This window comes from Sporosarcina sp. FSL W7-1349, from assembly GCF_038003045.1.
Taxonomy (GTDB): domain Bacteria; phylum Bacillota; class Bacilli; order Bacillales_A; family Planococcaceae; genus Sporosarcina.
Map to the genome: position 1 here is coordinate 366,867 of NZ_JBBOOK010000001.1, position 13,706 is coordinate 380,572.

Here is a 13,706-nt window from a genome sequence, read left to right on the forward strand (position 1 = left end):
GGGTGTATGAAAACCCGCTGAGCAGAAAATCGCTTGCATTCATCCTATCACTTAATAGAAGTGGGGATCTTCTACTGAATTCAGATATACGTGAGAAAACATATTGTCTAAAATGATTCGGAGGTTTTTGGTTATGTCAGTTAAATGGGAAAAACAAGAAGGAAATAAAGGGACGCTCACTGTTGAAGTTGCAGCGGAAGAAGTCGACGCAGGTCTTGACAAAGCGTTTAAAAAAGTTGTGAAACAAGTCCAAGCGCCTGGATTCCGTAAAGGGAAAATGCCGCGCAAAATGTTCGAGAAAATGTACGGCGTAGAAGCTTTATACAATGACGCTCTTGATTTCATCCTTCCAGACGCGTATGCAAACGCAGTCGAGGAAGCCGACATCGAACCAATCGACCGTCCGGAAATCGACATCGAGCAAATGGAGAAAGGGAAATCCCTTATCTTCAAAGCAGTCGTTACATTGAAACCGGAAGTGAAGCTAGGAGACTATAAAGGTCTGGAAGTGACACGCCAAAACACAGAAGTGACGGACGAAGAAATCGAAGAGCAGCTAAAAGACCGCCAGCAGGCATTTGCTGAAATGATCGTCAAAGAAGACGGAGTAGTCGCAGATGGCGACACGGTCAATCTTGACTTTGAAGGTTTCGTCGACGGCGAAGCATTCGAAGGCGGAAAAGCAGAGCAGTATGATCTCGCGATCGGTTCCGGTTCTTTCATCCCTGGATTCGAGGAGCAATTGATCGGCTTGAAAACAGGTGAAGAAAAAGACGTTGAAGTAACCTTCCCTGAAGAGTACCACGCTGCTGAGCTTGCTGGTAAACCAGCCGTCTTTAAAGTGAAAATTCACGAAATCAAATCGAAGGAACTTCCGGAGCTAGATGATGAATTAGCGAAGGAAATCGATGAAGAAGTCGAAAACTTGGATGCACTTCGTGTGAAATTGAAGGAGAAAACGGCAGAAGAGAAAAAAGCGGCATCGGATACTTCTTTGCGCGATGATCTTGTGGAAGCGGCAGCGCGTAATGCTGAAGTCGATATCCCAGAAGTGATGGTGGAAACGGAAGTCAATCGCATGATGGACGAGTTTGCACAACGTCTTCAAATGCAAGGCATGAATCTTGACCTGTACTTCCAATTCTCAGGACAAGATGAAGAAGCCCTTCGTTCACAAATGCGCGATGACGCATTGCAACGTGTACGCGTATCCCTTACGCTAGAAGCAATCGGCAAAGCGGAGAACATTGAAGTGACTGAAGAAGAGATCAACGCAGAACTTCAAAAAATGTCAGAGCAATTCGGAATGGAAATCGACCAGATCAAAGCGACACTTGGTGGAACATCCATGCTTGAAAACGATCTTCGTTTCAGCAAAACAGTTGAGCTGCTAGTCGATAACGCCAAAATTACCGAATAAGCAAGTTTAGATAACAAGGTACGGAACACCGTGCCTTGTTTTTCATAGACAGGAAAATCATATACTCAGTAGAGATTGCGTTTTGAATTGCAGTGGAAGGCGACAGCATTAGAAGGTAAAACTGTTGCGTGAGCGGATTGGCGTCACAAACCGCGGCGTTTGGATACACAGGATGCCTTGATTTCTGAAAAGTCCGTAGACGTATGGTGAATCGTGGCTTCGCTGCTGTTCAAAAGCGATGCCTTGTTTTCGGCAAGTACACAGAAATACGGCAAATGGAACCCTTCCCGGTTCGAGAACCGTGTCTTAATTTCTGCAAAGAGCACAGAAATACGGCAAATCGAACCCTTCGCGGTTCGATTTGGTGTAAGAGTTCGTATTAGTTGATAAAATGCAGGGAATCTTGTAAGATTGTCACTTGAATAGGGGTGAGCATAATGTTCAAATTTAACGATGAAAAAGATAACCTGAGCTGTTCTTTTTGCGGAAAATCCCAAGAACAGGTCCGTAAGCTGGTCGCCGGACAAGGCGTCTACATTTGTGATGAATGTGTTGAACTTTGTGCTGAAATCGTAGAGGAGGAAGTCGGACTCGAAGAAGGATTCGAGTTGAAAGACGTTCCGAAACCGAAAGAGATACAAAGTATACTTGATGAATATCTGATCGGACAGGACCGCGCCAAGAAATCTCTTGCGGTTGCTGTTTATAACCACTATAAACGTATCAATTCCGGCAGTAAGATTGATGATGTGGAGCTTTCCAAGTCCAATATCGTCTTGATCGGACCAACGGGTAGCGGTAAAACATTGCTGGCGCAAACATTGGCGCGCATCTTGGATGTTCCATTCGCCATTGCGGATGCTACTTCGTTGACGGAAGCCGGTTATGTCGGGGAAGATGTCGAGAACATCTTGTTGAAATTGATTCAAGCAGCGGATTACGATGTAGAGCGTGCCGAAAAAGGTATCATTTATATTGATGAGATTGATAAAGTGGCCCGCAAATCCGAAAATGCTTCCATCACGCGGGATGTTTCCGGAGAAGGTGTGCAACAAGCCCTTCTGAAAATCTTGGAAGGGACTGTCGCAAGCGTTCCTCCGCAAGGCGGCCGGAAGCACCCTCACCAGGAATTCATCCAGATCGATACGACGAACATCCTGTTCATCGTCGGCGGCGCATTTGACGGCATCGAAGATATCATCAAACGCCGAATCGGGCAAAAGGTGATTGGTTTTGGTGCAGACCCTAATACTGTGGTCGAAACAGAATCGGTCTTGTCCAAATTGATTCCGGAAGATTTACAACGATATGGACTCATTCCGGAATTCATCGGGCGGTTACCGGTATTGGCCAGCTTGGAGCAGTTAAGCGAAGAGACTTTGTTCCAAATTCTCACTGTGCCTAAAAACGCGATCGTGAAACAATATCAAAAAATGTTGGAACTCGATGATGTGGCGCTTCGTTTTGAAGAAGACGCATTATTGGAAATCGCGAAAGAAGCCATTGAGCGGAAAACAGGTGCCCGCGGTTTGCGTTCCATCATTGAAAATATCATGCTTGATGTGATGTATGAGTTGCCATCGCTTGATGAAGTGACAGAATGTGTCATCACAAAAGAAGCCGTCCTGGGACAATCCACTCCGATTTTGTATGGAGAAGACGGTAAACGGGTAGAGCTGGATCAGGAGAAAAATTCAGCATAAGGTGCTTGAAGGATGGAGCCGACTCCGAAGACGCGCATGTTACGATGCGTTCATCGGTTGTCGGCTTTTTCCAACTAATAGATTAACCCATAATGGACATACATATTATATGGAGGTGACGTTCGCATGCCAATTCAACTGAAGAAAAACATCCCTTTATTGCCTCTTCGTGGTTTGCTTGTCTACCCAACAATGGTTTTACATATTGATGTAGGCAGAGAGCGTTCCGTTTTCGCTATTGAACATGCCATCGCACAGGATAATCTGATTTTTTTAGCGACGCAGAAGGACATGAGCGATGAAAATCCGGAGCCCGAAGATTTATACAAAGTGGGAACGTTGGCTTTCGTCAAATCGATGACCCATTTGCCGAACGGAACATATCGCGTATTGATCGAAGGAATTGAACGGGGCGAATGGTCGAATTATGAGGAGGCGGACCTTTATCCTGTCGTGGAAGTGGAAAGCTCTCCCGATAGCGAAGAAGTGACCGCGGAAACCGAAGCCTTGATGCGCACTTTATTATCCCATTTCAAGAAATTCACGAAGATCTCCAAAAAAATCAGCAATGACACCTTCGAATCCGTGGCATCAATTAAAGAGCCCGGTCGATTCGCGGATATGGTCGCGTCCCATTTGCCGCTCAAAATGGTGGCTAAGCAAGAAGTGCTGGAATTGCGGGACGTTCATGATCGGCTCGAATGGCTCATCAAACGTCTATACAATGAACAGGAAGTCCTCATTCTGGAACGCCGGATCAACGAACGCGTAAAAGAAGCGATGGAGAGGACACAAAAAGAATTTTATTTACGGGAACAAATGAAAGCGATCCAGACCGAGCTCGGCGACAAAGACGGGAAAGGCTTGGAAGTGGCCGAGCTGAGCGAGCGGATCGAAGCGGCCAATATGCCGGAAGGTGTGAAAGAGACCGCTCTTCGTGAACTGGACCGCTATGAGAAAATACCTGCTGCCGCTGCGGAAAGCGGGATCATCCGAAATTATATTGATTGGCTCGTCACCCTGCCATGGTCGGTCGCTTCAAAAGACCAACTAGATATCAAACGGTCGGAGGAAATCTTGAACCGGGATCATGAGGGGCTGGAATCCGTCAAGGAACGGGTGCTTGAATATTTGGCGGTCCGTCAATTGACAAATTCCTTACGCGGTCCGATTCTTTGCCTTGATGGACCTCCAGGAGTCGGGAAGACGTCATTGGCCCGTTCCATAGCTGAATCATTAGGTCGGAAGTTTGTCCGTATTTCATTGGGAGGCGTCCGGGACGAATCGGAGATCCGTGGCCACCGAAGAACGTACGTTGGTGCTATGCCAGGTCGGATCATTCAAGGGATGAAAAAAGCCGGCACGATTAATCCTGTCTTTTTATTGGATGAAATCGACAAGATGTCCAATGATTTCCGTGGAGATCCTTCCTCTGCGATGCTGGAAGTACTAGATCCGGAACAGAACAGCACGTTCAGCGATCATTATATCGAAGAGCCTTATAGCTTATCCAATGTGCTTTTCGTCGCGACTTCCAATGACTTGAGCGCTATCCCAGGTCCATTGCGTGACCGGATGGAGGTCATCTCCATTGCCGGATATACAGAGATCGAAAAGAAATCGATTGCGATGAATCATTTGATTCCAAAGCAATTGAAAGAGCACGGCTTGACGAAATCGCAAGTCCGCTTCAATGATGAAGCCATTCTTGATATCATCCGCTATTACACGAGGGAGGCGGGAGTGCGGGGCTTGGAGCGGGAAATCGCAGGGATTTGCCGGAAAGCTGCCAAGCAGATTGTCACCGGTGAAAAGAAAAGTATCACCGTGAGTCCGCGTACGCTGGAAACGTTGATCGGGAAGAAGAGGTTCCGATATGGGCAAGCCGAACGGGTTAACCAGATTGGTGCAGCGACAGGGCTTGCTTACACGCAGGTCGGCGGTGACACTTTACAGATTGAAGTTTCACTTTCGTCCGGAAAAGGTAAATTGATCCTAACTGGAAAATTGGGTGACGTCATGAAAGAATCTGCCCAAACGGCCCTTTCCTACGTCCGCTCCAAATCGGAGGAGTTCGGGATAGATAGTGATTTCAGTGAAACATGTGATATCCATATCCACGTACCGGAAGGAGCTATTCCGAAAGACGGACCTTCAGCCGGTGTGACGATTGCGACGGCTCTCGTTTCAGCATTGACAAAAAGACCGGTGAAACGAGAAGTTGGCATGACGGGGGAAATCACTCTCCGCGGCCGTGTCCTGCCGATCGGCGGTGTGAAGGAGAAAACGCTTAGTGCGCATCGCGCTGGCTTGACGACCATTATTTTACCAAGTGAAAATGAACGGGATATTGAAGACATCCCGGAAAGTGTGCGGAATGAATTGACTTTCAAATTGGTTTCGGATGCAGAAGAGGTTCTTGAAATTGCATTGGAGGCGAAACGATGAAAGTCAATAACGTGGAAATGATCATGAGTGCTGTAAAACCGGAGCAATATCCGATTGAAGGCTATCCGGAATTTGCGTTGGCAGGTCGATCAAATGTCGGAAAATCGTCATTCATTAATAAGATGATCGGACGTAAAAGCCTGGCCCGAACGTCTTCGAAACCGGGGAAGACCCAGACTTTGAATTTTTATAAGATAGAGGAACAGCTATTTTTCGTCGACGTTCCCGGCTATGGATATGCCAAAGTGTCCAAGTCGGAGCGGGAGGCGTGGGGCAAGATGATCGAACGCTATTTGACTGGACGCGAAGAACTGAAAGCCGTCGTGCAAATTGTTGATCTTCGGCACCCGCCTTCCGCCGATGATTGCACGATGTATGATTTTCTGGTCCATTACAATATCCCAGCTATTGTCGTGGCGACGAAGGCGGATAAAATCCCGCGTGGAAAATGGGAAAAGCATAAGAAAATCGTTAAGGAAAAGCTCGAGATGCGAAAGGGTGATCCATTGATCATCTTTTCATCGGAAAAGGGAATCGGAATAGAAGATGCCTGGAGAGAAATCGAGAGCCGCATGTGACGATTCGAAAAGGGAACGCCTAATTCATAGGTTGTTCACAATCCCATAAAGAAATGGGACAGAAGTATGGTATAATAAGAAGCATGAATAAGAATGTGAGAGGTGTGAACACCTGATGCATACAATCGTAGTCGGTGTCAATCACCGGACAGCACCCGTGGAAATCAGGGAAAGATTTTCGTTTGCGGAAGAGGAATTGTCCCAAGCGATGCAAACTTTACAACAGCAAAAAAGCATATTGGAAAACATCATCATTTCGACATGTAATCGTACTGAAATATATGCGGTAGTCGACCAGATCCACACAGGACGTTATTATGTAAAACGGTTCTTGGCGGATTGGTTTGGCGAGCCGTTGGAATCCTTTTCCTCCCATCTGGTCATCCGGGAGAATGACGGAGCAGTCGAGCATTTGATGAGAGTAGCGGCTGGCATTGATTCGATGGTATTGGGTGAAACGCAGATTCTTGGGCAAGTCCGCGACAGTTTCTTGCAAGGCCAGGAAATCGGAACAACCGGCACAATCTTCAATGAATTGTTCAAGCAAGCCATCACGTTTGCGAAACGGGCCCATACTGAAACGGCAATTGGCGAAAATGCGGTTTCCGTCTCCTACGCGGCAGTGGAGCTAGGTAAGAAAATCTTCGGATCATTGGATCGCAAACATATCGCCATCTTGGGAGCCGGGAAGATGGGTGAATTGGCCATTAAGAACCTGCATGGCAGCGGAGTGGGTAAAATTACGGTCGTCAACCGTACCCTTTCCAAAGCGGAAGAATTGGCAAGCCAATTCAACGGGGTGGCCAAATCGATGCAGGAGCTGCAATGCACGCTGCTGGAAGCGGATATTCTCATCAGTTCCACAGGGGCAAGCAATTTCGTTATTGATTATGAATTAATGCAATTCGTAGAGAAATTGCGGAAAGGAAAGCCGATTTTCTTAGTCGATATTGCGGTTCCCCGCGACTTGGACCCACGGATTGGCGACCTGCCGAATGTTTTCCTTTATGATATCGATGATTTGCAAGGCATCGTGGAAGCGAATCTGGCAGAACGGAAACGCGCTGCAGAGGAAATCGGCATCATGATCGAAAAAGAAATCCATGAGTTCAAAGATTGGGTCGCTACGCTTGGTGTCGTACCTGTCATTTCCGCTCTTCGTCAAAAAGCGAATCGGATCCAATCGGAAACGATGGCCAGTATTTTGAACAAGATGCCGGAATTGACGGAACGTGAAAAGAAAGTATTAAGCAAACATACAAAATCGATTGTCAATCAATTGCTGAAAGAGCCGATCCTGCAAGTGAAAGAATTGGCGACGGACAAAAAAGCAGCTGAAAAGTTGGAGTTGTTCCAACAAATTTTCGGCATTGATGAAGATGTCGAGAAAGAAAAAGAACTGCTTGCACGGCAAGCGAAAGAGCGGCTGAGGGTCAGGGCAGAAAAAAATGCTGCAGCACAACCCGTTTTCTAAAATGTTGGTCAGTAGGGATGTTTCTGCTAAACTGAAGTTGTGCAGAAACATCCTTTTTCTTATGGTTTGAAAAGGGATGGTCCTGTTGCGTGGAAATATGGCGAATCGAACTTCTCGCGGTTCGAGAACCATGCTTTAATTTCTGCAAGGAGCACAGAAGTTAAGGAAATCTAACCCTTGGCTGTGCCTTAATTTCTGCAAAGGGCGCAGAAATACGGCAAATCGAACCCTGCGCGGTTTGATTCTTAATTGATTTGGAAAGGCAGTGGGGTCATCATGGCAGAGATTACGATGGCAAGGCTGCAGGAATTAATGGTCGTTTTGTATGCTGTGGGCCTGGTCTTTTACTTTATCGACTATTTGAATAAGGATAAAGTGGCACATCGTAGTGCATTTTGGATTGTCATGACCGTCTATGTATTGCAGTCGGCCTATCTGGTCGTGAAAATTATCGAGACACAACGGTTCCCGGTACTCTCCCTAGTAGAAGGAATTTATTTTTATGTATGGCTTCTGATTACATTATCGATTGTCCTGCATCTTACTTATAAAGTGGGGCATGCGGTCTTTTTCTTGAATGTCGTGGCATTCACTTTCATGACAATCCATACTTTCGCTTCCGAGCAGCAATCTCAATCCCCGATTGGTGAAGCGCTCATATCCGAATTATTATTTATCCATATCACCTTCGCGATCCTGTCCTATGCAGCTTTCGCGATGTCTTTCGTTTTTGCAATACTCTACTTGCTAGTCTATAAAATATTGAAAAAGAAGAAGTGGTCCAAGCAATTCGGTCGACTCCCGTCATTACATCAAGCTATCATTGGGATGAAGTCGGCCCTCTATGCAGGGATTCCGATCCTGCTCGTCAGTCTTATTTTAGGGATCCGTTGGGCATCCATTGCTTTGGAAGAGTGGAACATCTTCGATATGAAAATCATCGGTTCGTTCTTCTTGATTGCCATGTATGGGGTGGTATTGTATCTTAACCGGAGTGGCAGACTGACTTCAAATGACTTTGCCTGGGCGAATATCATCGCTTTTTTATTTGTCATCGTCAATTTCTTTTTAGGAAGCAAACTCTCGCAATTCCATTTTTGGATGTAAGGAAGGAAGATTGTATTGAGAAAAATTATTGTTGGTTCCCGAAGAAGTAAACTTGCGTTAACCCAGACCAATTGGTTCATCGATCAAATGAAGGCCGCTGGCGCGCCATTTGAGTTCGAAGTGAAGGAAATCGTCACGAAAGGGGACCAAATTCTGGACGTTATGCTATCGAAAGTTGGTGGAAAAGGACTTTTCGTCAAGGAAATCGAGCAAGCTCTCTATGATAAGGAAATCGATTTTGCTGTTCATAGTATGAAAGATATGCCGGCCGTTTTGCCGGAAGGACTGACAATCGGCTGCATTCCTCCGCGTGAGGATGCACGAGATGCGTTCCTATCCAATGATCATGTGAAATTCATGGATTTACCTATTGGTGCTGTCGTCGGAACGTCCAGCTTGCGCAGAAGTTCCCAACTTCTTTTGTTGCGTCCCGATCTGGAAATCAAATGGATTCGTGGGAATATTGATACCCGTTTAAGAAAGATGCAGGACGGAGAATATGATGCTATCTTGCTCGCCGCAGCCGGGATGAAACGGATGGGGTGGAGCGAGGATCTGATTACGGAATTCATGGATGCCAGCGACTGCATCCCAGCGGTCGGCCAAGGCGCACTTGCCATCGAATGCCGTGCTGATGATGAGGAACTGCTTGCCGAGCTTTCCCGCCTGACAGATGAAAAGACTTGGAAGGAAGTCGAAGCGGAGCGGGTATTCCTATCCGAGATGGATGGTTCCTGCCAAGTTCCGATTGCAGGGTTCGCGAAATTTGATGGCCAAGAAACCGAATTGACCGGATATATCGCCTCCCCGGATGCGTTGGAAGTGTTCAAGACGACTGTACGGGATGCAGATCCGGTCAAAGCCGGGAAGGAAGTCGCCCGGATTCTACGCGAGGAAGGCGCCGCTGAAGTGATCGAGAAAGTGAAGGCGGAGATGGATGCGTAACGGAAAGCCATTGGAAGGGGAGCTCGTCATCTTCACGGGGACGCCGAAGTCATTGGAAGTGCTCGATCAGGTGAGACAGTACGGCGGAACCCCGGCCTCCTTTCCTTTGATTCAAGTCGAAGAAATACTGGAACCGACGGACGAACTGCGGTTGAATGCCTGTCCTTTGTATGATTGGCTCATCTTCACGAGCCAGAGTGCCGTTGCGGCGTTCGGTGCCAAAATGGAAAGACATTCGATCTCTTCGGAGTCCATTCCCGGGAAAATCGGGGCGGTCGGAAGCCGGACAGCGGCGGCATTGGAAAAGCTCGGGTTCACGGTTGATTTCATCCCGACGGTCTTCAGTGCAGATGTGTTCGTCAAGCAATTTAAGCCGTCCGAAACAGAGGCTAGGCGACTGCTCTTTTTGCGCGGTTCGATGGCGAGCGGGACGATTAAGGACGAATTGCCGTTCGACGTGGATGAATGGACTGTTTATTCAACGGAACCAGCAGTTGGGTCGGTTGATGGATTAATGGATGCTTTGCGGCAAAATATGCCGAAAAACGTCCTATTTGCCAGCCCATCCGCAGTGGAGGTATTTGCACGGGAAGTCGTACCTCACCTTGGTTGGGAAGGCTATACGATCGGCGCCATCGGACATGTGACGGAAACAGCGCTGGAGGAAGCCGGGGCAACCGTCCATGTCAGGCCCGATACATACACTTTAATGGATCTCGTCAAGGAATTGGCGAAACGAAAGGAAGTTGACTGATGACGAATTTAGAATTCAGACGGAACCGGCGGCTGCGCAGTTCCAAGACACTTCGAGCGATGGTGCAGGAAACCGTTTTGCGGAAGGAGGATTTCATTTACCCGATCTTCGTCGTGGAAGGAGAGAACGTGAAAAATCCTGTTGTTTCCATGCCGGGCGTGTTCCAGTTTTCGATGGATCAATTGGGGACGGAAATCGACGAGGTCGTCTCCTTAGGTATCCCATCCGTCATTTTGTTCGGTGTTCCCGCTGAAAAAGATGCCGTCGGATCAGGAGCTTATCATGATGAAGGCATCGTGCAGCAGGCGACCCGCTTCGTGAAAGAACGCCATCCCGAATTGATCGTCATTGCGGATACTTGCCTATGTGAATATACCGACCATGGACATTGCGGCGTCGTGGAAGGGGAAAAGGTTCTCAATGATCCGTCCTTGGAACTGTTAGTGCGTACAGCGGTGAGCCAGGCCAAAGCAGGCGCCGATATCATCGCACCATCCAATATGATGGATGGATTCGTTGTGGCTATCCGACAAGGGTTGGATGAAGCAGGTTTCATCGATATTCCGATCATGTCCTACGCAGTCAAATACGCATCGGCTTATTACGGGCCATTCCGGGATGCAGCGGATTCGACTCCGCAATTCGGAGACCGGAAGACGTATCAAATGGACCCGGCGAACCGTTTGGAAGCCATGCGTGAAGCGGAATCGGATGTGGAAGAAGGCGCTGATTTCCTCATCGTCAAACCGGCTCTGTCCTATCTTGATATTATGCGCGACGTGAAAAATTCCGTACTGTTGCCGGTTGTCGCATACAATGTAAGCGGCGAATACGCAATGGTGAAAGCCGCGGCTATCAACGGCTGGGTGGAAGAGAAGAAGATTGTTTTAGAGACATTGACAAGTATGAAGCGTGCAGGAGCGGATCTCATTATGACATACCATGCCAAAGACGCGGCACGCTGGCTGGAGGAGAACTAATTGGGAAATCGTTATGAAAAATCGAAGCAGGCTTTTGCAGAGGCTGTGAATTTATTGCCCGGCGGAGTCAACTCGCCGGTCCGTGCATTCAAATCGGTGAATATGGATCCGATTTTCATGCAAAGCGGAAAAGGTGCCATCATTACGGATATCGATGGCAATGAATACATCGATTACGTCCTTTCCTGGGGACCCCTTATTTTAGGGCATACCGATCCGGACGTTGTGGCAGGCATTCAACGAGTAGCGGAGACGGGGACAAGCTTTGGCGCACCAACCTTGGTGGAAAATGAACTCGCTCAACTCGTCATCGAACGTGTACCATCGATTGAAATGGTCCGCATGGTATCTTCCGGGACGGAAGCGACGATGAGTGCGTTGCGCTTGGCGCGAGGATACACAGGGCGCAATAAAATCTTGAAATTCGAAGGATGCTACCATGGTCACGGGGATTCCTTGCTTATCAAAGCGGGATCCGGCGTAGCGACATTGGGTCTCCCGGATAGCCCGGGCGTTCCTGAAGGCATCGCAAAGAACACCATTACAGTCGCATATAATGACATGGAAAGCGTTCAAGCGGTCTTCGAGCAATTCGGGGACGACTTGGCGGGTGTCATCGTAGAACCGGTAGCAGGGAATATGGGGGTTGTTCCTCCGGAGCCTGGTTTTTTGGAAGGCTTACGTGAATTGACGGAGAAAAATGGCACGCTTCTCATTTTCGATGAAGTGATGACCGGCTTCCGCGTCGGCTACAATTGTGCCCAAGGCTATTTCGGCGTCACGCCGGATTTGACTTGCCTCGGTAAAGTGATCGGCGGCGGCCTTCCGGTAGGTGCATACGGCGGCAAGCGAGAAATCATGGAGAACATCGCGCCGGCAGGTTCCGTATACCAAGCGGGGACGCTATCTGGAAATCCGCTTGCCATGACGGCAGGAATTGAAACGTTGAAGAAGCTGACACCGGCTTCCTATGAATATTTCATGAAACTTGGCGATCAGCTGGAATCCGGTTTCCGCGAAGCGGCGACGAAATACAATATTCCGCATACTGTCAACCGTGCAGGCTCGATGATCGGCTTCTTCTTCACGAATGAGAAAGTATCCGATTATGACAAAGCCAAAACATCGGATTTGGAGTTGTTCGCAGAATATTACCGTCTGATGGCGGAAGAAGGCATCTTCTTGCCACCATCTCAGTTCGAGGGTATGTTCCTGTCAACTGCTCATACGGAAGCGCATATTGCAAAAACAGTAGAAGCATTCCATAAAGTGTTCGCGCAGTTGGCGAGATGATAAACAGCGGCCATCCTTTTTTAGAAGAGGATGGCTGTTGTTTTATTCTATCAGCCCTAGCAATCCACTCCAGTTTCCAACCCACAACCTTTCTTCTATTGTCCCTCGATGCTGCATACAATAATCAGTGAATGAAAAGAGGAGGGACGAGGATGGATAAAAAAAAATGGACGATGCAGGAGAACTTCATATTTCCATCAGAAGCAGGGATGCCGTCGGAGGCAGTCTCGTTACGGGTGACACCAGGATTCATGGAAGAGCGGACGGAACAGGCGGTCCGTCTGTCGGGAATCTATCATATCGCCGCGGAAATCCTCTTTACGGAAGAGGGGCCAGCTGGGGAACTGGAAGATCAGGATGCAGCGGTCTTGATCGAAGATGTCGAGATGGACGGGAATCGAGGATATTTTGAATATGCAGTGCCGCTTCATATCGATTTGCCGCCGGAAGCGAAGAGTCCGATCCATGTAACAGCGATGCGGGAGCGGAGTGAAGAGGACGGACAAGGCTCGATCGGCATTGTCTGGGATGTCGAATGTGAATTCAATGAGGCGGTTGCTGAGGCAGTTGAATCCTCTTCACTTCGGCAGGTAGCGGAAGCCGTGGAAACCGTGGAAACTCCGGAAGTCGTTCATCTGACGGAGGAGGAAGAAGAGCCTGTCCCATCCCCGATTGTCCTGGCGGAGGAAATACAGGAGGAAGAGGCTCTCGCTGAGGAGCCTGTCGCCCAGGAAGAGACAGCTACCGCTATGGCGGAATCAATGAATGACAGCACTTCGTACCAAGGATCGGATGAAGCCCTGTCATTCATTGCCGGATTGGAGGACGAATATTCGACGACCCTCTTCCGGTTAAATGATATTTTTATAAAACAGAAAGGCTAAGCCAGCCAATCCGCATAGCAGCAGGAAGTCGCCTGTCGTCGGGACGATCAGCAGCCGGATCAGTTGGAATACGCAGATCGGAATAATGATCCCTTTGCAATAAAATCTGGTCTTCCGTAG

At 48.1% G+C, this 13,706-nt stretch carries 11 protein-coding genes; all 11 read left to right on the forward strand.

Annotation, left to right across the window (positions count from 1 at the left end; translation table 11 throughout):
* Positions 1-133: 133 nt before the first annotated feature.
* The 11 genes from tig to MKY41_RS01855 all read left to right on the forward strand — a co-directional run bounded on the left by tig (position 134) and on the right by MKY41_RS01855 (position 13,586).
* Positions 134-1,420 (forward strand): trigger factor, encoded by a 1,287-nt coding sequence (tig, locus tag MKY41_RS01805; protein WP_340743422.1) that lies wholly within the window; start codon positions 134-136, stop codon positions 1,418-1,420.
* A 437-nt stretch (positions 1,421-1,857) separates the two neighbouring features.
* A complete protein-coding gene (gene clpX, locus MKY41_RS01810) occupies positions 1,858-3,123 on the forward strand; it encodes an ATP-dependent protease ATP-binding subunit ClpX (protein ID WP_340743423.1) in 1,266 nt (421 codons plus the stop codon).
* Between the two features lie 126 nt (positions 3,124-3,249).
* The gene (gene lon, locus MKY41_RS01815) at positions 3,250-5,571 is read left to right on the forward strand and encodes an endopeptidase La (protein ID WP_340743424.1); all 2,322 of its coding nucleotides are present in this window, start codon (positions 3,250-3,252) and stop codon (positions 5,569-5,571) included.
* Positions 5,568-6,149: a ribosome biogenesis GTP-binding protein YihA/YsxC gene (gene yihA / locus MKY41_RS01820; RefSeq protein ID WP_340743425.1), complete on the forward strand. Its 582-nt coding sequence runs from the start codon at positions 5,568-5,570 to the stop codon at positions 6,147-6,149. The genes lon and yihA overlap by 4 nt, the downstream gene beginning before the upstream one ends.
* A 115-nt stretch (positions 6,150-6,264) precedes the next feature.
* The gene (gene hemA, locus MKY41_RS01825; RefSeq protein ID WP_340743426.1) at positions 6,265-7,623 is read left to right on the forward strand and encodes a glutamyl-tRNA reductase; all 1,359 of its coding nucleotides are present in this window, start codon (positions 6,265-6,267) and stop codon (positions 7,621-7,623) included.
* A 276-nt stretch (positions 7,624-7,899) separates the two neighbouring features.
* A complete protein-coding gene (locus MKY41_RS01830) occupies positions 7,900-8,730 on the forward strand; it encodes a cytochrome c biogenesis protein (protein WP_340743427.1) in 831 nt (276 codons plus the stop codon).
* A gap of 15 nt (positions 8,731-8,745) precedes the next feature.
* Positions 8,746-9,675 (forward strand): hydroxymethylbilane synthase, encoded by a 930-nt coding sequence (hemC, locus tag MKY41_RS01835; RefSeq protein WP_041075362.1) that lies wholly within the window; start codon positions 8,746-8,748, stop codon positions 9,673-9,675.
* Positions 9,668-10,429: a uroporphyrinogen-III synthase gene (locus MKY41_RS01840; protein ID WP_340743428.1), complete on the forward strand. Its 762-nt coding sequence runs from the start codon at positions 9,668-9,670 to the stop codon at positions 10,427-10,429. The genes hemC and MKY41_RS01840 overlap by 8 nt, the downstream gene beginning before the upstream one ends.
* Positions 10,429-11,409 (forward strand): porphobilinogen synthase, encoded by a 981-nt coding sequence (gene hemB, locus MKY41_RS01845; protein WP_340743429.1) that lies wholly within the window; start codon positions 10,429-10,431, stop codon positions 11,407-11,409. The genes MKY41_RS01840 and hemB overlap by 1 nt, the downstream gene beginning before the upstream one ends.
* Positions 11,410-12,702: a glutamate-1-semialdehyde 2,1-aminomutase gene (gene hemL / locus MKY41_RS01850; protein WP_340743430.1), complete on the forward strand. Its 1,293-nt coding sequence runs from the start codon at positions 11,410-11,412 to the stop codon at positions 12,700-12,702.
* A 152-nt stretch (positions 12,703-12,854) separates the two neighbouring features.
* Positions 12,855-13,586, forward strand: coding sequence for a hypothetical protein (locus MKY41_RS01855; protein WP_340743431.1), 732 nt, complete (start codon positions 12,855-12,857; stop codon positions 13,584-13,586).
* Positions 13,587-13,706 lie beyond the last annotated feature (120 nt).